This window comes from Nitratireductor sp. (assembly GCF_017794765.1).
In the GTDB taxonomy this organism is placed as follows: domain Bacteria; phylum Pseudomonadota; class Alphaproteobacteria; order Rhizobiales; family Rhizobiaceae; genus Nitratireductor.
The window spans coordinates 1725690-1745716 of sequence record NZ_CP051236.1 but is presented as its reverse complement, the minus strand read 5'-3'; the positions used below and the strand labels follow the sequence as shown (position 1 = coordinate 1745716).

General features: G+C 61.1%; 20 protein-coding genes. 9 read left to right on the top strand and 11 right to left on the bottom strand.

Annotation, left to right across the window (positions count from 1 at the left end; translation table 11 throughout):
- Window positions 1–85 precede the first annotated feature (85 nt).
- On the top strand, window positions 86–322 hold the full coding sequence (locus tag HF949_RS08220; protein ID WP_292899772.1) for a hypothetical protein: 237 nt from the start codon (window positions 86–88) through the stop codon (window positions 320–322).
- A 6-nt stretch (window positions 323–328) separates the two neighbouring features.
- Here HF949_RS08220 and HF949_RS08215 read toward each other — a convergent pair whose 3' ends face one another.
- Together HF949_RS08215 and HF949_RS08210 are read right to left on the bottom strand one after the other, a co-directional pair.
- A complete protein-coding gene (locus HF949_RS08215; RefSeq protein WP_292899770.1) occupies window positions 329–877 on the bottom strand; it encodes a chloramphenicol phosphotransferase CPT family protein in 549 nt (182 codons plus the stop codon).
- A 96-nt stretch (window positions 878–973) separates the two neighbouring features.
- Complete coding sequence (locus HF949_RS08210; RefSeq protein WP_292899768.1) at window positions 974–1438, bottom strand: Lrp/AsnC family transcriptional regulator; 465 nt, start codon at window positions 1436–1438, stop codon at window positions 974–976.
- 97 nt (window positions 1439–1535) lie between these two features.
- Between HF949_RS08210 and HF949_RS08205 the strand changes: the two genes are divergently transcribed.
- From HF949_RS08205 to HF949_RS08190, 4 genes are read left to right on the top strand one after another with little or no spacing between them, the layout of a single operon-like run.
- The gene (locus HF949_RS08205) at window positions 1536–2546 is read left to right on the top strand and encodes a pyridoxal-phosphate dependent enzyme (protein WP_292899767.1); all 1011 of its coding nucleotides are present in this window, start codon (window positions 1536–1538) and stop codon (window positions 2544–2546) included.
- 46 nt (window positions 2547–2592) lie between these two features.
- Window positions 2593–3405: a transporter substrate-binding domain-containing protein gene (locus HF949_RS08200; protein WP_404934982.1), complete on the top strand. Its 813-nt coding sequence runs from the start codon at window positions 2593–2595 to the stop codon at window positions 3403–3405.
- 49 nt (window positions 3406–3454) lie between these two features.
- Window positions 3455–4747, top strand: a complete 1293-nt coding sequence (locus HF949_RS08195) for an NAD(P)/FAD-dependent oxidoreductase (protein ID WP_292899763.1) — start codon at window positions 3455–3457, stop codon at window positions 4745–4747.
- 4 nt (window positions 4748–4751) lie between these two features.
- Window positions 4752–5729, top strand: a complete 978-nt coding sequence (locus tag HF949_RS08190) for an amino acid ABC transporter permease (RefSeq protein WP_441338393.1) — start codon at window positions 4752–4754, stop codon at window positions 5727–5729.
- Window positions 5730–5739: 10 nt separating this feature from the next.
- Here the strand turns inward: HF949_RS08190 and purD are convergent, their stop codons facing one another.
- Entirely contained in the window at window positions 5740–7014 is a 1275-nt protein-coding gene (purD, locus tag HF949_RS08185) for a phosphoribosylamine--glycine ligase (RefSeq protein ID WP_292899761.1), read from the bottom strand.
- A 160-nt stretch (window positions 7015–7174) separates the two neighbouring features.
- Here purD and ubiA point away from each other — a divergent pair, with 160 nt between their 5' ends.
- Window positions 7175–8158: a 4-hydroxybenzoate octaprenyltransferase gene (gene ubiA / locus HF949_RS08180; RefSeq protein ID WP_292899759.1), complete on the top strand. Its 984-nt coding sequence runs from the start codon at window positions 7175–7177 to the stop codon at window positions 8156–8158.
- 9 nt (window positions 8159–8167) lie between these two features.
- On the opposite strand, the gene HF949_RS08175 is transcribed toward ubiA, so the two are convergent.
- The 3 genes from HF949_RS08175 to HF949_RS08165 all read right to left on the bottom strand — a co-directional run bounded on the left by HF949_RS08175 (window position 8168) and on the right by HF949_RS08165 (window position 11459).
- Window positions 8168–8731 (bottom strand): DUF6101 family protein, encoded by a 564-nt coding sequence (locus HF949_RS08175; protein WP_025029476.1) that lies wholly within the window; start codon window positions 8729–8731, stop codon window positions 8168–8170.
- Between the two features lie 273 nt (window positions 8732–9004).
- Entirely contained in the window at window positions 9005–10420 is a 1416-nt protein-coding gene (locus HF949_RS08170; RefSeq protein WP_292899756.1) for an FAD-binding oxidoreductase, read from the bottom strand.
- A 76-nt stretch (window positions 10421–10496) separates the two neighbouring features.
- Window positions 10497–11459, bottom strand: a complete 963-nt coding sequence (locus tag HF949_RS08165; RefSeq protein ID WP_292899754.1) for an L-threonylcarbamoyladenylate synthase — start codon at window positions 11457–11459, stop codon at window positions 10497–10499.
- Between the two features lie 280 nt (window positions 11460–11739).
- Here HF949_RS08165 and HF949_RS08160 point away from each other — a divergent pair, with 280 nt between their 5' ends.
- On the top strand, window positions 11740–12276 hold the full coding sequence (locus HF949_RS08160; protein ID WP_292899752.1) for a hypothetical protein: 537 nt from the start codon (window positions 11740–11742) through the stop codon (window positions 12274–12276).
- A gap of 100 nt (window positions 12277–12376) precedes the next feature.
- Window positions 12377–12790 (top strand): hypothetical protein, encoded by a 414-nt coding sequence (locus HF949_RS08155; RefSeq protein ID WP_292899750.1) that lies wholly within the window; start codon window positions 12377–12379, stop codon window positions 12788–12790.
- Window positions 12791–12892: 102 nt separating this feature from the next.
- On the opposite strand, the gene glyS is transcribed toward HF949_RS08155, so the two are convergent.
- Window positions 12893–15085 carry a glycine--tRNA ligase subunit beta gene (gene glyS, locus HF949_RS08150; RefSeq protein ID WP_292899748.1) on the bottom strand — a complete coding sequence of 731 codons (2193 nt, stop codon included), beginning with the start codon at window positions 15083–15085 and terminating at the stop codon, window positions 12893–12895.
- A 142-nt stretch (window positions 15086–15227) separates the two neighbouring features.
- Here glyS and HF949_RS08145 point away from each other — a divergent pair, with 142 nt between their 5' ends.
- A complete protein-coding gene (locus HF949_RS08145) occupies window positions 15228–15425 on the top strand; it encodes a hypothetical protein (protein ID WP_292899747.1) in 198 nt (65 codons plus the stop codon).
- Between the two features lie 222 nt (window positions 15426–15647).
- Here the strand turns inward: HF949_RS08145 and HF949_RS08140 are convergent, their stop codons facing one another.
- From HF949_RS08140 to HF949_RS08125, 4 genes are all read right to left on the bottom strand, one after another.
- Complete coding sequence (locus HF949_RS08140) at window positions 15648–16031, bottom strand: VOC family protein (RefSeq protein ID WP_292899746.1); 384 nt, start codon at window positions 16029–16031, stop codon at window positions 15648–15650.
- A gap of 80 nt (window positions 16032–16111) precedes the next feature.
- Complete coding sequence (locus HF949_RS08135) at window positions 16112–17038, bottom strand: glycine--tRNA ligase subunit alpha (RefSeq protein WP_229448103.1); 927 nt, start codon at window positions 17036–17038, stop codon at window positions 16112–16114.
- A 97-nt stretch (window positions 17039–17135) separates the two neighbouring features.
- Window positions 17136–17774 carry a TylF/MycF/NovP-related O-methyltransferase gene (locus HF949_RS08130; RefSeq protein WP_292899744.1) on the bottom strand — a complete coding sequence of 213 codons (639 nt, stop codon included), beginning with the start codon at window positions 17772–17774 and terminating at the stop codon, window positions 17136–17138.
- Between the two features lie 137 nt (window positions 17775–17911).
- Window positions 17912–19972 carry a tetratricopeptide repeat protein gene (locus HF949_RS08125; protein ID WP_292899742.1) on the bottom strand — a complete coding sequence of 687 codons (2061 nt, stop codon included), beginning with the start codon at window positions 19970–19972 and terminating at the stop codon, window positions 17912–17914.
- Between the last annotated feature and the right edge of the window lie 55 nt (window positions 19973–20027).

Genomic DNA, 20027 nt, shown 5'->3' with positions numbered 1-20027 from the left:
GTTTCTTTTTACGTAAACGTCAATATTGAAAACCTTGCGACCCGGCCACCCGAAGGATAGAAACCGTCCAAAGGAAGGAACCTCAATGCTTGCAAGACCGGAAAAGAACCGCTGCATCGAATGTGGAAAGATGTTCGGAACGCCGGGCTTTGCCTGTCATGAAGGCCTGATCGAGAACGGTCCGGCCTACTGGACGGATCGCGGCATTCTCTGTTCCATCGAATGTTCGTTCACCCACTATAAAAAGCGGATGGCGGAAGGCACCGTGCCTGAAAAACCCGCTCCCGATCCCTTCGAGATGGAGCATCTGTTCGAGGACTGAGCGCTCTCAGGCGGCGCCAGCACTTCTTGAGAAGTCCGAGTCCCGCCGTCCCGTTCTCCAGCCGTTCAGAATGCGTTCGGTGTTGAGGGAAACACCGTCCAGCGACTGAACTTCCAGATCGTAAGTCTTTCCTGCATGGATGGTTTCAAAATCACGCTGTGCGCTGCCTTGAGGGCGGTCTCCCCGCCCTGCCTCACGTTCGATCAGCACAGGCAAGGGGCAGTGAACACCTATGAAGTACACATCGAACGGCGAGAACAAAGACTGCAACCCGGGCAGCCATTTCTCATCGTCAAGGATGTGCTCGAGGATCAGGTTGTTTCCCGCGCCGGCATAGGCAGCCAGCGACCTGTGAAATCCCTCAAAGAAGGCTGGCCTGAGTGCCGGCCAGTCGAAATCGCCGCGCCGGAAACGCTCCGATGGCAAGACACCGGCATCGCGCAAATGGTCAATCGAAATATGCCAGAATGGCAGTTCGATCCGGGCCTGAAGCGCCCGCGCAAGCGTCGACTTACCGCTGCTCGAAGCACCGTGCAGAAAGATGATGTGTGACATGTCGCTTCCGGTTTCCAACATGTGTCTACCCGATGCGAATGACAGCATTCTGAAAACAGACATCTGCGTGAAACAGATGTTTGCTCGAACCCCTGCCTAAACGCCTCCGCCGGTCTCGATTTCGCGGATGGCGACAATGGTCCTGAACGACTTCACATTCTCATCTGCGTGAAAGACCTCCTGCACGAAGTCCGCATACTGATCCATTCCCGGAAGGCGCAGAAGCAGCACGAAATCCACCTCCCCGGTAACATACCAGATCTTCTTCACCTCTGGCCGCTGCCTGATCTTACGGACGAAAGCATTGAGATCGAAAGACCGCTCGCGTTCGAGCGATACAAGCGCGTGAATGGTGACCGCTTCCCCCGCAATCGCAGGGTCTACCACGGCGACATCGGCTACGATCACCCCTTCACTGCGCATGCGCCGCAGGCGCCGAAGAACAGCGCTTTCGGAAAGACCGACAGCCTCGGCCAGCTCGCGTGCCGGTTGCAGATTGTTCTTTTGAACAAGAGCCAGAAGCTTTCGATCAAATTGATCAATGATGACGGATTCTGTCATGAACTGCCTTAACTCTGCCTGAAAACACCATCCTACAGCGAAAAACGGCGAATTGCATAGGATCGCGCCTGTAAGCTGTTGGGAGTTGGAGGACTTCATGAACATCGCGCCGGATCATCATCTCATCATGGCTCGCCTTAAGCGTTTGGACAGCGCCTATCAGGTCTCGCCCCTGTCTTCGGCTCCGAAACTGGCCGCCCATCTGGGTGTTGCGGAAATTCACCTGAAAGATGAAAGCAGGCGCCCTCTCGGCAGCTTCAAGTCGCTGGGCGGCACTTTCGCCGGGCTGGAGGCGATTGCGACCGGGGGAGAGACGGTGCGACTTCTGGTCTGCGCCAGCGATGGCAATCATGGGCTGGCCGTGGCTTCTGCAGCCCGTCACACCGGCATACCGGCAAAGGTCTTTCTGCATTCGGAAGTAGCCCGGGCCCGCGTGAACCGGATCGAGCAAACCGGTGCGCAGGTCGTCATCGTGCCTGGGACCTTCGATGATGCCGTCAATGCGGCCGCTCACGCAGCGAAATCCGACGGAGCGGTTCTCGTCGCCGATACGAGCGACAACGAAAACGACGTGATGACAGGCCATGTGATGGCCGGCTACGGCGTGATCGCAGGCGAAGCCCGCGAGCAATATGCCCAACAGAATTTTCAGAAACCAACGCATCTGTTCATTCAGGCAGGCGTCGGTGGACTGGCGGCCGCCATGGCACGTGGCCTTTATTCCTTCATGGAGGCCCCCGGCATCGTCGTGGTCGTCGAACCGGCAAATGCAGCCTGCGTTCAGGTTGCGATGGAGCTTGGTTATCCCGAGACGATATCGGGCGAGTTGCGCACCTGTGCATCCATGCTTTCCTGCGGCCGCGCGAGTGCGCCTGCTCTCAGGATACTTCAGGCAAGCAAAGCCCGAACAATTACCGTTTCGGAAGAACAATTGATGGCTGCGCCGGCCCTGTTGGCACAGACAGGCGCGATTGCCACCACACCTTCAGGCGGCGCCGGACTGGCCGGTCTGACGCGGGCGCTCGCCAGCCCCGTGATCCGCCAGGATCTTGGGCTCAATTCAGCAAGTCGGGTTCTACTCGTGGTCAGCGAGGGCCCACAGGAATAGGCAACAACCGGGAGGGGAAGTTATGAAGACCTTACAGAAACTGAAGATGGGTGCCTGGACGGCAATCGCACTGTTCGGGCTGACAGGCACCGCAGTGGCCGGCGAAACGCTCGACCGGGTCATGGAAAAGAAAAGCATGGTGGTGGCCACCAATGCGAGCTGGCCGCCGCAGAGCTTTCTTGACGACTCCGGCAATCTCACCGGCTTCGACATCGACGTGTCCGGCGAAATCGCCAAGCGCCTCGGGGTGGAAATTTCCTATGAAACCCCTGACTGGGCAATCATGACCGGCGGTCACTGGAAGGGACGCTACGACATCGGTGTCGCATCGGTGACCCCGACGAAAGCGCGCTCCAAGGTGATCGACTTCGTCAGCATCTATTACTACAGCCCCTATGTTTATGTGGTGCATGCAGATTCCGACATTCAGACCGTCGAACAGCTGAACGGCCGCAAGATCGGGGTCGAAACGGCAACCACATCGGAAGATTTCATCAATCGCCGTCTTGAGATCGATGCCCCGGGCATGCCTCCAATCGAATACAAGGTGGAGCCTGGTGAGATCCGCACCTACGCCTCCTCCATGCTGCCTTTCGATGACCTGCGCCTCGGCGCGGGCGTGCGCCTTGATGCGGTGATCGCACCGGTCCAGACCGCGGAAAACGCCATCAAGAACGGCTACAAGGTCCGCATTATCGAAAACGAATATGCGTTCCGCGAACCTCTGGTCGTGATTGCCGACAAGGGGGATGATGAATGGGTCACCAAAGTGTCTGGCGTGCTTGAAGAGATGAAATCCGATGGTACGCTGAGCGCCTTGACCGAGAAATGGTACGGTAAAGACTTCAGCGACAAGTAATCATCATTGTCAGCCCCGCGGCCTGCCGCGGGGCAATCGATGGGTTCGCATGGATTATATCGACACATTCTATTCACGCACGCTCACCGCATCGGGCGAAAAACCACGCCTTGAAGGATTGCACGAAGCCGATTGCTGCATCATCGGCGGTGGGTTGGCCGGTCTCAGCACTGCATTTCATCTGGCAGAAGCCGGTAAAAGCGTCATTCTCCTCGAAGAAAACCGATTGGGCTGGGGGGCTTCCGGGCGCAATGGTGGCTTCGTGAGTCCCGGCTACGCCCACGGTCGTTCCGCCATTGCCGGTATGGTTGGTCAGGCGCATGCCGATGACCTACACCGTCTTTCCATCGAAGGCATGCAGCTCGTGCGCCGGCACATCGCTCTTCTCGGCATAAGCCACGCCGACCCACAGCACGGCATCATGAGCGTGGTTCGCTACGATACGGGCGAAAGCCTGCGCCGCGATGCCGACATCATGAGCGAGCGCTTCGACTATCCCCTGGCCTTCATGGACACTTCGCAGGTGCGTGAAGTGCTGCGCAGTCAGCGCTACTTCCAGGCTCTGCGCGACGATCAGGCCTTCCATTTCCACCCACTCAACTATGTACACGGTCTGGCCGGCGCCGTTGAGAAGGCGGGCGGAGAGATATTCGAACAGTCTCGCGCTGTCAGCTACGAGCGCAAAGGCGCGTCGACGCTGATAAAAACGGCTCACGGCGAAGTCCGTGTCCGCGATCTCGTCATCGCCACCGGCGGTTACACCGGTTCGCTGTCGAGCCGAATGCAGCGCGCCTATCTGCCAATTGCCACCTATGTGATGCTCAGCGAGAGCAATCCGGCGCTCATCGAGCAGGCGATCCGCACCCGCCATGCGGTCGGCGACAACCGGCGCGCCGGGGATTATTACCGGCTTGTCGACGAAGGAAAGCGCATTTTGTGGGGTGGCCGCATCACCACGCGGGCAGCAGACACCAAAGCCCTGACGCGCGAGCTGCGTGCCGAGATGACCTCGACCTTTCCGCAACTCACCGACCTGAAGGTGGAACTCGCCTGGTCGGGGATGATGTCTTACGCGCGCCATCGCATGCCTCAGATCGGAAACCTCGGCGACAATGTCTGGTACTGCACCGCGTTTGGCGGCCATGGCATGAACACCACGGCAATCGGGGGAAAAGTGGTCGCGGAAGCCATCCTGGGCGAACCGGAACGCCTGCGCCTTTTCGCGCCATTCGGCCTTTCATGGGCTGGCGGGGCGGCTGGTCTTGCAGTCGCCCAGGCAACGTTCTGGAAGCTGCAGATGCAGGACAAATGGCAGGAATGGCGGTCTCAAAGGGGGGGATGAGGAAATGGAGCTGATCGGCCGGCTGGTGCTGGACTACCCGCGCGCGATGTACTGGAGCGGCCAGGCCCTGCTCATGGTGGCCATGTCCATGGTGCTGTATTTCCTGGGCGCTGGCGAAGGCGTGATGAGCGCCTTGAACGGTGCTGGCGAACCCGCTGCTCCCGCATCCCTCCTGGGTAGCATGTCCGGAGCGCTGGTTCTCGCGCTCATCATCACCGCCTTCTGGCGCGCAGCCTCGCTTCTGCCCAGGCGTCAGCAGATCATCGTCAGCTGGGTCACGCTCTTTGCCCTGCTTCTCGCCTTCTTCTACTCCTTTGACCTGAGCTTCGAATTCATCGCCAAGAAGATCGGATTTCTGGTCACAAAGGGTGTCGTCACGACGCTTTATATCTCCGTGCTTTCCATCGTGATCGCCACCACGATCGCCCTGTTCGGCGCGATCGCAAAACTATCGAAGAACGGGCTCATCTACGGATTTGCCTCGTTCTACACGTCGCTGTTTCGCGGCCTGCCGCTGCTGATGCAGATTTACATAATCTACCTGGGCCTGCCGCAACTCGGCTTCGTTATTGATGCCGTACCTGCAGGCATCATGGCGCTTTCGCTTTGCTACGGCGCCTATATGACAGAGATCTTCCGTGCCGGTATCCAGAGCATCTCCAAGGGACAGTGGGAAGGCGCGTCAGCACTGGGCCTCGGCCCCAATCAGACGATGTTTCTCATCATCCTGCCACAGGCGATGCGTGTCATCATCCCCCCGACAGGCAACCAGTTCATCTCGATGCTGAAGGATTCATCGCTGGTTTCTGTGGTCGGTGTCTGGGAGATCATGTATCTCGCCCGCACCCTCGGGCAGACCGAATTCCGGCACATCGAAATGCTGATCACCGCAGCTTTCATCTACTGGATGCTCTCCATCTGCCTGGAATTCATGCAGTCACGGATCGAGGAGCATTTCGGACGTTCGCAGAACAGGAATTGAACCGCCCGTGTCAGCCTTCGCGCTCCACCGCGCGCCAGCCGATATCGCGACGGCAGAAACCTTCCGGCCAGTCGATCAGATCGACCGCGCGGTAAGCCTTTTCCTGAGCCTCTTTCACCGACCCGCCCAGTGCGGTGACATTCAGCACCCGTCCGCCATTGGCCACCAGCGCGCCATCCTTCATCGCGGTGCCGGCGTGAAATATCTCGACACCTTCATCAGCACCCGCCGCGTCCACTCCGCCGATCACGGTGCCTTTTTCGGGGCTTGCCGGATAGCCTTTGGCCGCCAGCACTACCGTCAGCGCAGCCTCGTCGCGCCAGCGGGCCGAGACGTGCGCCAACTGCCCGTCCACCGCCGCGTTGATGAGGAGCAGGAGGTCTTCCTTGAGCCGCATCATCAGCACCTGGCATTCCGGATCGCCAAAGCGCACATTGTATTCGATGAGCTTGGGGCCGTCCTTCGTCAGCATGAGCCCCGCATAAAGAACGCCGGTGAAGGGCGTGCCCATCTCCGCCATGCCCTTCAGCGTCGGCTCGATGATCTCGGCCATGGTGCGGGCAAGCGTTGCCTCGTCCAGTACAGGCGCCGGTGAATAAGCTCCCATGCCGCCCGTGTTCGGTCCCGTATCGCCATCGCCGACGCGCTTGTGGTCCTGTGCGGTGCCAAAGGGCAACGCGGTCCTGCCGTCACACAGACAGAAGAAACTCGCCTCCTCGCCCTCAAGAAACTCCTCCACGACGACCGAAGCGCCCGCCTCGCCGAAGCTGCCGTCAAAGCAGTCGTCGATGGCCGCGATGGCCTCATCCTCTGTCATGGCCACGGTCACGCCCTTGCCGGCAGCAAGTCCGTCCGCTTTGATGACGATGGGCGCGCCCTGCTCGCGCACATAGTCGCGTGCGGCCAGCGCGTTGTCGAAACGCCCATAGGCTGCCGTGGGTATCGCATAGCGGTCGCACAGTTCCTTGGTGAAGCTTTTGGACCCTTCAAGCCGGGCAGCGGCCGCACTCGGGCCAAAAACACGGATCTCCGCCGCATTCAGCACATCGGCAAGGCCTGCCACGAGCGGCGCTTCCGGCCCGACTACGACGAGCGCGACGGCCTTTTCTTTGCAGAAGGCGACAACAGCCGCGTGGTCTGCCACGTCGAGCGCCACGCATTCGGCATCCCCTGCCATGCCGGGATTGCCGGGTGCGGCATAGAGCTTCGTCAGCACAGGAGATGCAGCCAGCTTCCAGGCCAGTGCATGCTCGCGGCCACCGGACCCGATCAGGAGAACATTCATCGTGCGCATCCCCGCTTGTTCAATCTTTGCTTCGGGCTATGGCCCTTCGCGCCGAAAATCAAGGCGCTTGTCCGCCGTTCCCCGACAGAAACGCTTGACGTGGAGAGGCGGGCTTGCCACTCCCTGCAGGAAGGACCCACAAAAACGGACAATTTGCACAATGGAAAAGATCCAGTCCCGCCAAGGTCAGGGCCGCGTTGCCGATGCCCCTTCCGGCCACTGGGTCTATCGCATCCTGCCGCGCGGCATGTGGCCCTATGCGCAGCTTGCGCGGTGGGACCGCCCCATCGGCTGGCAATTGCTTCTGTGGCCCTGCCTCTGGTCCACCGCCCTTGCCGCCTCCGCCTATGCACAGCCCGGCGCACCGCTCGCCGAGGTGCTTCCCTCGCTCTGGCACATCCTGCTTTTCCTCGTCGGGGCGATTGCCATGCGCGGGGCCGGCTGCACCTATAACGATCTGGTGGATGAGCGTATCGACAAAGCGGTCGAGCGCACGCGCTCCCGCCCCCTGCCCTCCGGACAGGTTTCGCGCGGCCAGGCCTGGGCCTTCCTTCTGGCGCAGGCGCTGCTCGGGCTTCTGGTGCTCGTTCAATTCAACGCCTTTGCCATAGCGCTCGGCTTTGCTTCGCTCATCGTCGTGGCGATTTACCCCTTCGCGAAGAGATTCACGGACTGGCCGCAACTCTTTCTGGGACTTGCCTTTTCCTGGGGTGCGCTGATGGGCTGGGCGGCTGATTTCGAGAGCCTGTCGCTCGCTCCGGTCCTTCTCTATTTCGGCTCGATCCTCTGGGTCATCGGCTATGACACGATCTACGCGCATCAGGACAAGGAAGACGATGCCATTGTCGGCGTTCGTTCCACCGCACGCCTGTTTGGAAACAAAACCCGCCAATGGCTGATCGCGCTTTATGGCGGCGCGCTTCTGTTCTTTGCGGTCGCCTTCGCGCTTGCCGAAGTGCCGATGCCAGCACTTGCCGGTCTTGTGGCCGCAGGTGCCCATATGGCGCGGCAAATCCGGGTCATCGACATCGACAACCCGGATCAGTGTCTGGCGCTCTTCCGCTCCAACAATGTGGTCGGCTGGCTGATCTTCCTCGGCCTGATCGGCGGGGGCCTGTGGGCCGTTATCAGCCCGCAGTTCTGATTCCCCAAGTCAGTCGCGGGCGATGATCTCCGCTCCGCCAACAACCATGCGCACACCCAGGCTGCCGCATCGACGGCGTGCAAGGAAGCGCGGGCGGCGCGCCCGCACCGCGTGGCCCTGACGTCGGTGCTTCGGCGGGTTTGCCTTCACCTCTCCAATGCTCTCTTCGAGCGGGCGGGCCAGTCCGTCGGCCTCGATCATCAGCATGGGAAGCCCCAGCGCCTCCGACCATGCACGCCAGTCGGCAGCCACATCGTCCAGATCACCCGCCACCAGAAGCGGCACGCACAGCATCGCATCCGTGTGAAGCAGTTCGAGCGTCACCGTCACATCGCCGAGATCATCCTCGATGGCGCGTGCCGCAACGCCGCGAAACGCGCGTGTCGGCAGTGCGAAGGTCACCGGCAGACCGCTCTTGTTGAGAACGCGCTTCATACGCACGCCGCGATTGTCCACGGTAAAGGACACTTCGCCGAAATCGTCGTGCGATGCATAGCTCACCGCCTGTGGCAGGCGAAAGGGGTCGAGCCGCATTGCGCGGCCCGCCCAGACTGGCTTGAGCCCACTGTTCATATTCTTGCCTTCCTGTCACTCCTGAGAGCCGGTTTTCCGGTTCTCTCACCGGGCCGTTTTCGGCCTCGTTATGGAAGGCACCCTAGCGCCGCGCCCGTTACCGTCAGGCTTAGAAAGTCGGTTAAATTTTGCTGACCTTACAGTTGGTTAGCGATTTCCAACCAAGTGTAACGATCTGGCAAGAGGCATGACCGGAAGGTAAATGCGGGCAGCTCGGGCATGACGATGCCGGAGTGTTGAGTGCGTTGCGCGCCCTGCCCAAAGCTGATGAATTCAGATCACCTTACCCGGGTTCATGATGCCAGCGGGATCAAATGCTGCCTTCACCCGGCGCATCAGCTCCGTGGCGATGGCGGGTTGCGTGGCGATCAGCTCATCGCGCTTCATGCGCCCGATGCCGTGTTCGGCCGAGAACGATCCGCCGAGATCGCGCACGATGGCGTGGATAGCGTCGTTCATCTTCCGGTAGAGGGCGAGATAGGCGTCGCGGTCGCCATCCTTCGGCTGCGATATGTTGTAGTGCAGATTGCCGTCGCCCATATGGCCGAAGCAGACCACGCGGCAGCCCGGCGCGACCTTCTGCGCCTCTTCGCCCGCACGTTCGATGAATTCGGGTATCGCAGCCACTGGCACGGAAATATCGTGCTTGATCGAGCCGCCTTCCGGCTTTTGCGCTTCCGACATGGATTCGCGCAGATGGCGGAAGGCATTGGCCTGCCCCTCGTTCTGGGCAATTGCGGCGTCCACCACCAGCCCTTCCTCGAAGGCGACAGTCAGCACTTCCTCCATGAGCTCCTTGGCATCGTCGCCCGAACGCCCGGAGGAAATCTCGATCATCACATACCAGGGATGTGCCTCGGAAAGCGGATCGACAGAGCCCGGCACATGCGCCAGCGTGAAGGCAAGCGGCGTGCGCTCGATGAGCTCGAAGGCCGTCAGTCCGTTGCCGGCGCGGTCATTGGCCAGCTCGAAAAAGCGCAGCGCGTCGGCAGGGGTCGGCAGCGCCGCCCAGGCCAGTTCCCGCCCCTTGGGTATGGGGAAAAGCTTCACCACCGCCGCAGTGATCACGCCCAGCGTGCCCTCGCCGCCCACGAACAGGTCTTTCAAATCGTAGCCCGTGTTGTCCTTCTTGAGCTTGCGCAGATCGTCAAGGACCTCGCCCGTGGGCAGAACGACCTCGACACCGAGGCAAAGATCACGCGCCGTGCCATAGGCCAGCGCGCCCACGCCACCAGCATTGGACGAAAGATTGCCGCCGATCTGGCAGGAGCCCTGCGAACCGAGCGACAGGGGAAAAAGGCGATCCTTTTCGGCAGCCGCATCCTGCAGCACCTGCAACACCACTCCGGCCTCCACCGTCGCCGTGTTGGATTTCAAATCGATCTCACGGATTCTGTTGAGACGCGAAAGCGACAACACGATTTCGTTGCCATCGTCGTCAGGCATCTGGCCGCCCACAAGGCCCGTATTCCCGCCCTGCGGAACGATCGCCGTACCGGTTTCGCTGGCAAGCTTCAAAATGGCGCTCACCTGATCCACCGAGCCGGGGCGCAGCACCAGCGGCGTCTTTCCCCGAAACAGCCCGCGCGGTTCTTCCTCATAAGGCGCGATCTCGTCCGCAGCGGTCAATGCGTGGCGCTCGCCGACGATTTCGGCAAAGCGGGCGAGAAGACGAGCATCGATGGTCATGGATATGCTGTTTCCTGAAGTTTTAGAGCATCGGACCAAAAGTGGAATCCGGTTTTCGGGTTATTCCGATGCTCCATCAATAGTCAAAATCACGGGGTGCGGCAGCGCGCGCGAGGCGATCATTGATGGCTTCGCCAAGCCCTTCAAGGGGCACCGGCTCGACAGCGATTGTGGCAGCGCCCGACCTGTCGAGCGCGAAGAGATGCGAGAACAGATTGGTCGCCGCCTCACGCAGGTCGCCGCTTTGCGAAAGGTTGCGCATGGCAACCGCGCTCTGCGCACCCGCCGCTCGCTCAGGCCCGAAGGCCAGCAACGCCTCTCCCGGTTTCACCTCTGTCACGCCAAGCCGCATATGGGCACTGGGCGCATAGTGGGAGGCAAGCATGCCGGGCGCCTGCACGCCCTTGGCTCCGCGTTCAAGCTCCATGCCCGCCACACGCTCAATCTCATCAGCTGCAACGCCGCCCGGGCGCAGCAGCGTAATGCCGTTTTCCACCACTTTCACGATGGTGGATTCAAGCCCAACAGGCGTCGGCCCGCCATCCACGATCAACGGAATGCGAGACCCGAGATCAGCCTCCACAGCCTCAGCCGTCGTGCCGCTGATGCGGCCTGACGAGTTGGCGCTCGGCGCCGCAACGGGCCGCCCCAGCGCCTCGATCACCCGCGCACCAAAGCCTTTCGGGCAACGCAGCGCAATCGTGTCGAGCCCCGCCGTCACCAGCGGATGAACGCCGGAACCGGCGCGATGCGGCAAAACAATCGTCAGTGGCCCCGGCCAGAAGGCCTCTGCCAAACGATGCGCAAGCGGGTTGAAAACCGCGATGCGCTCGGCCATCTCCCGGTCCGCCACATGGGCGATCAACGGGTTGAACTGCGGGCGTCCCTTGGTTTCATAGATGCGCGCCACCGCCTCGCCATTGGTGGCGTCGGCGGCAAGCCCGTAAACCGTCTCCGTGGGGATGGCGATGGCCTCCCCCGCGCACAGCTGTTCCACGGCCCGTGGCAGCGCCTCACTCTCCGGCACAATGTCAGCCAATCAGCACGTCCTTTCAAAAATCCCACCGTTGAGTATCGCGCCTTCCGAATGTGGGCAAGCATGGCAAACGGCACGGCGCGGATTTCGTTTGTGGCCGGTCTCGCGGGCAACAGGACAGGCATGGTCCCACAGTCCCTCGCAACGACATCCCGGAGACCTGCGACAGGGCCAACAGCTTTGCCGACGAAGGGGTTTGTTGAATCTTAATGCATTTCGCGTTTGATGGCGTATGCGCCATGATACGCGCGCCAGAACCGCCAATGATTGGGGGGAAGGGAGAATGCAGCCATGGCTGGTCAAGCCACTGCTCGTCATCATGCTGCTCGTTCTGGCGGGCGGCACGCACGCGACTTCCCTGCTCCAATTGACAGGCGAGGCTTCCCAGCACCAAACATCGACAGTCACTCTGCAGGAATACGAGCAGCAAAACCCTGCTCCACCTGCATTGCTTGAAGTGCCCCTGTCCTACCCGGCCCCTTCGCTGAACCCGTCGCTGTCGGCGGAAAAACTTCGGCTTTCGCCCTCCATTTTAGGCATCGGAACAGCACTGCCCGACATGCATCCCGAAGCCGGAGAGACCACGAGCGCCATCCCGCATGCCGCTCGCCGCATGCCGCAAATCATCCGTGGCGGAGAAACCGCGACCACGCCACCGCGACAGGCCACCGCACCCCAACCGACCCCGGCCGAGCCTGCAGCTCAGACGGAGCGCAAGCCCGCCTCTCGCCCGAAGCCGGAGCCGGAAAGCACCGCCGCGGCGAAGCCTCCTGCGTCCGCACCTCCGCCTTCCGGCGGGCCGGTGGGACAGCCCGAATAGGCTCCTGCCATCAGGCTGGCAGGAAAGCACTTCCCGGTACGCTTGACGTTCCACGCAGGGCGGCGCACCCTCCGCGCATCATTGTCCGGAGACCAACGCCATGCTGACCTTCATGAAAATCCTGCACCTGTTCGGCCTCATGCTGGGGGCAGCCGGCGGTCTGGGCGGGATGATGGTGGCCATACAGGCCAAGCGCTCCGAGGGCGCACCGCCGCCGGGCCTTCTGGCGCTGCGCCCGCGCTTCACGCTCATCACGCTTTCAGGCGTTGTGCTCCTGTGGCTGACAGGTTTGTGGTTATGGCTGGTGCGCTATGAGGGTGCGCTTTTGAGCACCGCCTTCCTGCTCAAGCTTGTGGCGGCAGCCTTCATTCTCGCCGTCGCCGTGCTCGGTTTCATGGCCGTCCGGCGCGGCCATCCCGGCACCCCGCCACCGGCCTATCTGCAGCGGCTCGGCCCGCTGGCGGGCCTTGCCTCCTATATCGCCGTGGCGCTGGCGGTCTACGTTTTCGGTTGACTAGATCGCCGTGCGTCCATCGGACGCACAATGGACGATCTAAACGATTGATGGAGCATCGGAATAATCCGAAAACCGGTTTCCACTTTTCGGCCCGATGCTCTAGCCCGTGATGCGGGAGAAATCGGCAACCTGTGCCGTGGCGCTGCGAATGCGTGAAAGCAGCGCCAGACGGTTTGCCCGGACGGCTTCGTCATCCGCATTGACCATCACGCCATCGAGGAAGGCATCGACCGGCTGGCGCAGCCGCGCCAGGAAGGAGAGCGCCTTCACATAATCATTGGCGGCGATGGCCTGAGCGGCAAAATTCTCCGCCTCTTCCAGACTATCGAACAGCGCCCGCTCCTCATCGGTCTCAAACAGCTTCGCCTCGACCTTGTCAGCGATGGCAGTGCCCTTCTTCTCTGCATCGGCCACGATGTTCGCTGCCCGCTTGGCACCTGCCAGAAGGTTCTCGCCATCCGTGGTCGCCAGAAACTCCGAAAGCGCCTCCACGCGCCGCACGATCAGGAGGAGATCGTCGGCATCATCGGCGATCACCGCATCGATCAGATCATACCGCGCCCCCTGATCGCGCAGATAGACTTTGAGGCGATCATGGAAGAAGGAGAGGAGGTCCAGATTCCTGGCCGAACGCATATCCTCCGAAGAAACAACCGTAGCAGCGTCTACATTGTCTGAAGCGTTGGTCTCCGAAAATCTAAATTGATCCAGTAGATTAAGAGTGACCCTATTCTCAATCACGATCCGGATCATCCCCAGCGCCGCGCGTCTCAGCGCATAGGGGTCCTTCGATCCCGTCGGTTTCTCGTCAATCGCCCAGAAGCCCGTGAGCATGTCCAGCTTGTCCGCCAGCGCGACGGCCACGGCCACCGGATCGGTCGGCACGGCGTCGTTGGGCCCCTGCGGCTTGTAGTGATCCTCGATGGCCGCTGCCACCGCATCGCTCTCGCCCTGCAATTCGGCATATTTGCGGCCCATGAAGCCCTGCAGCTCGGGGAATTCGCCCACAACTTCCGTCTGAAGATCGGCCTTGGCGAGATGCGCCGCGCGCACGGCCTCCGCCGGGTCCGCCCCCACCACGGGCGCAAGCTCTTTCGCCAGTGCCGCAATCCGCAACACGCGCTGACCCTGCGTGCCAAGCTTGGCATGGAAGGTCACGCCCAGATGGTCGAGCCGCGCCATGCGCTGGTCGAGCGGCTTTGAAAGATCGAGCCCGAACGTCTTTGCCGAGCCCTCAAGCTTGCCGAGATCGGGTAGCGAAGCCTGGTCCGTCTTCCAGAAATAGAGCGCATCGGAAAGCCGCGCCCGCACGACCTTGCCATTGCCATGCGCAATCTCCTTGCCGCCATCCTTCGCCTCGATATTGGCGGTGATCACGAAGCGGTTGGACAGCTTTTCCGTCTCGCCCTGCGGGCGGCAGACAAAGCATTTCTGGTTGGCGCGGATGGTCAACCGGATCACCTCCGGCGGAATGGTCAGATAGTCTTCCTCGAATTCGCCGAGCAGCACAACCGGCCATTCCACGAGGCCGGAGACCTCTTCTAGAAGCCCCTCGTCCTCCACCAGTTCCAGCCCGTTGGCAAAGGCCAGATTGCGCGCGTCATCGAGGATGATGCGCTTGCGGCGATCGGGGTCGAGCACGACCTTCGCCGCTTCCAGCTTCTCCGCATAATCGTCAAAACGCCGCACGGTGATGGCGTCGGGCGCATGGAAGCGATGGCCATAGGTGACATTGCCGGAGCGGATGCCATCGATCTCGAAATCCACCACCACCGGCTCCTCGGTTTCCGGCCCGAAGGTGCACAGGATCGATTGCAGCGGGCGCACCCAGCGCAGGCTGCCGGGTTTGGCCGATGCAGCGCCCCAGCGCATGGATTTCGGCCACGGGAAATTGCGGATGATGCCCGGCATGATCTCGGCGACGATGTCTTCGGCCGCCCGGCCGGGCTTCTCGATCACCGCGACATAGAAATCGCCCTTTTTCGGGTCGCTCTGAACCTCGGCCTCATCGATGGAGGAAAGCCCCGCCCCGCGCAAAAAGCCCTGAATGGCCTTTTCCGGCGCGTCGGTGCGCGGGCCCTTGCGCTCTTCGCGCACATCCTTCGAGCGGGCGGTCACGCCGCGAATATCGAGCGCCAGCCGGCGTGGCGTCCAGTATTCGGTCGCCGCCTCATAGGTCAGCCCCGCATCCACCAGACCGTCCGTCACCAGCTTCTTCAAGTCGCCGGCGGCCTTGCGCTGCATGCGGGCTGGAATTTCCTCGGAGCGGAGTTCGAGAAGAAGATCGGGCATTGGGAGATCTCTGAAAAGCGGACTGTATCGCGCCCGGCAATAGCAACTCCGCCCGCCAATGTCACCCGTCACGCGGTGCGAATGAACCTTTTCGTCGCCAGCTGCGACTGACCGGTATCAGATCACCACCCGGACGAGAACAATGACAGCCGCCCCCGCCCTTCTGCATTCCATCGCGCTCAGCGCCTGCCTGGTCCTTCAGGTCATGCCCGGCAGCACCGAGCGCCCCTCCGGCATCCGCCGCGCCCTGCAGACGCTTTCGGCAGAGCAAAAGGAGCCCCGCGCCATGGCTGTTGCAGCCGAAGCCCTGCATCCTGCAGGTTCGATCGATCCAGCCTGACGATTTTCGGGATGGTCGTGCGTGGTTCGACAGGCTCACCATGAGGAGCGGATTTGCCTCGAGCCTGCCTCTACACTCTCGGTCAGGTTCCCTGCCGCCAACCACATCCCTCATGGCGAGCCTGTCGAACCACGCACGAGGGCAACGCAACGGGCTTCGCGCAACGCTCTCAAACGCGTCGGGACTGTCCCCTCGTCGGTTTGCCCCGTCCAATCCTGAGCGCTAAGCCGGGTTGGCAGGCGTCATCCAGCCGATCTTCGAGCCACCGGGCTCGCGCAGAATGGCGATGCGGCCTATGCCGGGCACATCAAACGGTGCGCGCAAAACCTCGGCGCCGCTACCCTTCGCCTTCTCCAGAACCGCATCCACGCCATCAACCGCCAGATAGGGCATCCAGTGCTCTTCGACACCTTCGAAATCCGGCCCGGCCATCGGAAACAGCCCTGCAACCGGCTCACCACCGGCCCTGGCAATCCAATAGGTCTGTCCGCCGCCCATATCCATGCCTTCAAAGGTCCAGCCCACCGTCGCCGCATAGAAGGCCTTCATCTTCTCTGTGTCGCGGGTCATCAGTTCGTTCCAGTGGAAATAGCCATGCTGTGTCATGATTTCCTCCCTTGGCCCCGTACGAAAAACGGGGCGCATCCATGATACGCCCCGCCGCTTCAATCGCCAAAGGAAGTTGTTCAGGCAGCAGCTTTCTCCGCGCCGCCCGCATCCGTCTGCAAAAACGCCTCACCGCAGGCTTTCGCCAGTTCGCGCACGCGCAAAATGTAGCTCTGCCGCTCCGTCACCGAGATCACGCCGCGCGCATCGAGCAGGTTGAAGACATGGCTCGCCTTGATGCACTGGTCATAGGCCGGGAACACGCATTTGTGCAGGTGCCCCTCATCCGCCGGTGCGCCGGCCGCAAGAATTGCCCGGCACTCGGCCTCGGCATCCTTGAAATGCTGGAACAGGATGTCCGTGTCGGCATATTCGAAGTTGAAGCGCGAATATTCCTGCTCGGCCTGCAGAAAGACGTCGCCATAGGTCACCTTGGCATCGCCTTCGAGGCCGTTGAAGTTGAGGTCGTAGACATTGTCCACGCCCTGCACATACATGGCCAGCCGCTCAAGACCATAGGTCAGTTCGCCGGCCACGGGCGCGCATTCGATGCCGCAAACCTGCTGGAAATAGGTGAACTGCGACACCTCCATACCATCGCACCAGCACTCCCAGCCAAGGCCCCATGCGCCAAGCGTCGGGCTCTCCCAGTCGTCTTCCACGAAGCGCACATCATGCGTCGCCATGTCGAGGCCGATGGCCTCCAGCGAGCCGAGATAAAGCTCCTGCAGGTTGGAGGGGTTAGGCTTCAGGATCACCTGATACTGGTAATAGTGTTGGAGCCGGTTCGGGTTTTCGCCATAGCGCCCATCGCTTGGCCGGCGCGAGGGCTGCACATAAGCGGCATTCCACGGCTTTGGCCCCAGCGAACGCAGCGTCGTTGCCGGGTGAAACGTGCCCGCGCCCACTTCCATGTCATAGGGCTGCAGGATCACGCAGCCATGCGCAGCCCAGTAATTGTGCAGGGTCAGGATGAGGCCCTGAAACGAGCGCGTAGGGTGCGTGATGGGCAGATCGGTGCTTGGCGCGGTCACAATGCTTCTCCGGATGATGCCGGCACGTCCTATTCCGCGCCCTGCCGAGCGTCAAGGCACAGCGCGTTTTTCATGATGGCCGCTTCCTGATGACGGCGTGCGGCACCGTGCGCTCCAGCCACAATGAGGCATCCTCGGCCAGCACCTTGTCCACCGCGTTTCGACACCCTTCATAATCGTTGTAATCGTCAACGATGATGGCTCCACCCGGGTTCAGGCACGGGGACACCGATGTGAGGCAGAAGAAGACAGGATCGTACCAGTCGCAATCAATATGCACCAGGCAGAAACGGTCGCTCTCCGAGGGAGAAAACGTGTCTTGAAACAAGCCTTTCCGAAGGATGATCGACTGGTTGTCAACGCTCAGCCCATACTTCCCGAAGGACGATACGACCCGGCCATACAGATCATCCATGTACCCGTAATATTCGCCATCGCGAATGCCGGTCGACTTTCCCTCGGCAATCACCTTGAACCGGTTGTGGGCATCCGCCCCATCGTCATCGGTTGGCGGGGGTATCCGGCCGAACACGTCGAACCCGAAAAACCGTCGCCTGCCACGACGCCTGGCCAGCACAATCGCGGATCCACCCAGCGCCATGCCGAACTCGGCAATATCTCCGGGAACATCTTGTGCTACAACGCGCTCAAGCTCGGAATTGAGTGATGCCATGCGCTCGAGCGGCAGATAGGTCAGACCGTCTCTCATCACCTCCCGTGCAATGGGTGGCAAGGACAGCGTCAATCTGCGTTTGGCGATCGATCGCCCCAGTTTCTGAAACATCCCCACGCGTGATCCGCCCGTTTGTCGTGAAGGAAACCCGATGAGCCTACCCGTTCACTGTTTCACTGTTCCTTGGAAGGGAGACGGATTTCCTGTCCGGCCCGAAGCAGGTCAGGATTGCGCTGGAGATCGGGATTGATTGCCAGAATATCGCGGAACCGTTCCCCATCACCAAGCTGGTCGACAGCGATGGACCAGAGCGTCTCACCGTCCTTGATCGTATAAAATGCATCACCCGTAGCTGCCTTTTCCGGGGTCTCGACCGCCTTGGTTTCGGTCTTCGGCTCTTCGGTGGATTCTGGCTCTGCAGCCTTTACGGCAGGCGATTCTTCGGGGGTGGCCGTCCCGTCGGCGATCACCTTCTCCGGCGTCGAGGCATCGGCAATTTTCTTCGGCTCTTCGTCGGGCAGGCCTTCCTTCAATTTCTTCTCCACCTCGGCCAGAAGATCGGGCTCGGGATCGAGATCGCGTGCGTGCGACCATTGATAGGTAGCTTCCAGCCTGCGGCCGGTGCGCCAGTAGGCATCGCCCAGATGATCATTCAGAACCGGGTCCTCGGGACGCAGCGAAACGGCACGCTCAAGCTCCTTTGCCGCTTCCTCGTAACGGCCGAGCCTGTAATGCGCCCAGCCAAGCGAATCGACGATATAGCCGTCATTGGGGCGCAGTTCGACCGCCCGGCCGATAAGCTCGAGCCCCTCTTCCAGCTTCATGTTCATGTCGACCCAGGAATAACCCAGATAATTCAGCACCTGCGGCTGATCCGGGTACAGATCGAGCGCCTTGAAGAAATTCGGCTCTGCCTTCTCCCATTCCTTCAACCGCTCATAGGCGATGCCGCGCTGGTAGAAGAGGCTCCAGTGTTCGCGCTCCGGCTCTGCAATGCGCTCGACCGCCCGATCATAGACATTGGCGGCAGAACGGTAATCCTTCTGAACCGCAAAAACGCGGCCCAGCGAAAGATAGGCACGAATATCGTCAGGGTCTTTCTCGATGGCGGCATTGAGATAGGTTTCCGCCTCCTCATGCCGGTCGAGGTCGGCAAGGTTCAGCCCGGTCTGAAGTTCGGCCAGCCGGCGCCAGGGCGAGCCGGGTTTGATCCGGTCATAGAAGCTGATGGCTTTTTCCGGCTCACTCTGCTGCTCGGCCAACGAGGCAAGCTGGATCAGGATGTCGTCATTGTCCGGACTTAGCGCCAGCGCATAATTCAGATAGAGCTTCACAAACGGCTCACCGCCTCCGCGATTGAGAGCGGTGGCGATGTTGAGCAGGATTTCCGCAGCACCGGCGCGTGGATCAGGGACCGGAAAGGTCACCGTATCGCCAGCCTCGATCTTCTCGCGCAGAATTGTCGTGGCAGCGCGGCCGGTGATGTATTTCTCGCCATTTTCAAGCGCTGTGAGCGCCTTGTCCTTCTCGCCGCGTTCGGCAAGCCAGGATGCATAGGCTTCAGCCGCGCGCATATAGGTGTCCGGCCCGGCCGATGCTGCTGTCACATCGCCCAACAAGGCATCAAAAGCCTTCTCGGCATCGGCATTTTTCCCGCTCTGCGCGAGCATCAGCGCACGGTGGTAGGAGCGGAACAGGCGATACCAGTCCGGCCCTTCAAGCTCGTCGAGAGATGCCAGCGCCCTGTCGGTCTGCCCCTGCCCCAACTCCGCCCAGGCAGACATGATCGATGTAATCAGGCGGTCAAGATCCGATTCCAGGACCAGCTTCAGCCAGTTTTCCGCCTGTGCATATTTCTCATGGCGTAGCGCATCGACGGCGAGCCCAAGCCGCGAGAAGCGTTCCATCTCAGGAACGGACTTCAGCGCTCGTGCATGCGGCAGTGCATCGGCAAACCGACCTTCAGCGACCAGGGCAAGGAGCAGGCTTTGCTGTATGGCCTGATTGTCGGGCTGAAAGGCGAGCGCCCGCTCGTAGTAGTCGATGGCGCTCTCGAAATCATTGTCTGCCTCAGCAGCGCGTGCGGCCAGGAAAGCACCGGAGAAAGAGGAAATCGCGATCAGGTCACGATCGTCGGCTCCTCCCTCTCTCGCCATCGCTGCCTGAGGAGCGAATGCGAGAAACCCCGCAAGGCCGACCGTTGCCAACAGTCCCGAGTTGAAGCACTTTCTCATTGACCATCCCGCTGCATACTTGTCCTCATCTCCCCTTTTTCTGCCGAAGCGAAGA

What these genes read in the sequence shown, in the direction of transcription:
- HF949_RS08220 (WP_292899772.1), top strand. Translation starts at nt 86, where the DNA reads ATGCTTGCAAGACCGGAAAAGAACCGCTGCATCGAATGTGGAAAGATG.
- HF949_RS08215 (WP_292899770.1), bottom strand. Translation starts at nt 877, where the DNA reads ATGTCACACATCATCTTTCTGCACGGTGCTTCGAGCAGCGGTAAGTCG.
- HF949_RS08210 (WP_292899768.1), bottom strand. Translation starts at nt 1,438, where the DNA reads ATGACAGAATCCGTCATCATTGATCAATTTGATCGAAAGCTTCTGGCT.
- HF949_RS08205 (WP_292899767.1), top strand. Translation starts at nt 1,536, where the DNA reads ATGAACATCGCGCCGGATCATCATCTCATCATGGCTCGCCTTAAGCGT.
- HF949_RS08200 (WP_404934982.1), top strand. Translation starts at nt 2,593, where the DNA reads ATGGGTGCCTGGACGGCAATCGCACTGTTCGGGCTGACAGGCACCGCA.
- HF949_RS08195 (WP_292899763.1), top strand. Translation starts at nt 3,455, where the DNA reads ATGGATTATATCGACACATTCTATTCACGCACGCTCACCGCATCGGGC.
- HF949_RS08190 (WP_441338393.1), top strand. Translation starts at nt 4,752, where the DNA reads ATGGAGCTGATCGGCCGGCTGGTGCTGGACTACCCGCGCGCGATGTAC.
- purD (WP_292899761.1), bottom strand. Translation starts at nt 7,014, where the DNA reads ATGAATGTTCTCCTGATCGGGTCCGGTGGCCGCGAGCATGCACTGGCC.
- ubiA (WP_292899759.1), top strand. Translation starts at nt 7,175, where the DNA reads ATGGAAAAGATCCAGTCCCGCCAAGGTCAGGGCCGCGTTGCCGATGCC.
- HF949_RS08175 (WP_025029476.1), bottom strand. Translation starts at nt 8,731, where the DNA reads ATGAACAGTGGGCTCAAGCCAGTCTGGGCGGGCCGCGCAATGCGGCTC.
- HF949_RS08170 (WP_292899756.1), bottom strand. Translation starts at nt 10,420, where the DNA reads ATGACCATCGATGCTCGTCTTCTCGCCCGCTTTGCCGAAATCGTCGGC.
- HF949_RS08160 (WP_292899752.1), top strand. Translation starts at nt 11,740, where the DNA reads ATGCAGCCATGGCTGGTCAAGCCACTGCTCGTCATCATGCTGCTCGTT.
- HF949_RS08155 (WP_292899750.1), top strand. Translation starts at nt 12,377, where the DNA reads ATGCTGACCTTCATGAAAATCCTGCACCTGTTCGGCCTCATGCTGGGG.
- glyS (WP_292899748.1), bottom strand. Translation starts at nt 15,085, where the DNA reads ATGCCCGATCTTCTTCTCGAACTCCGCTCCGAGGAAATTCCAGCCCGC.
- HF949_RS08145 (WP_292899747.1), top strand. Translation starts at nt 15,228, where the DNA reads ATGACAGCCGCCCCCGCCCTTCTGCATTCCATCGCGCTCAGCGCCTGC.
- HF949_RS08140 (WP_292899746.1), bottom strand. Translation starts at nt 16,031, where the DNA reads ATGACACAGCATGGCTATTTCCACTGGAACGAACTGATGACCCGCGAC.
- HF949_RS08130 (WP_292899744.1), bottom strand. Translation starts at nt 17,774, where the DNA reads ATGAGAGACGGTCTGACCTATCTGCCGCTCGAGCGCATGGCATCACTC.
- HF949_RS08125 (WP_292899742.1), bottom strand. Translation starts at nt 19,972, where the DNA reads ATGAGAAAGTGCTTCAACTCGGGACTGTTGGCAACGGTCGGCCTTGCG.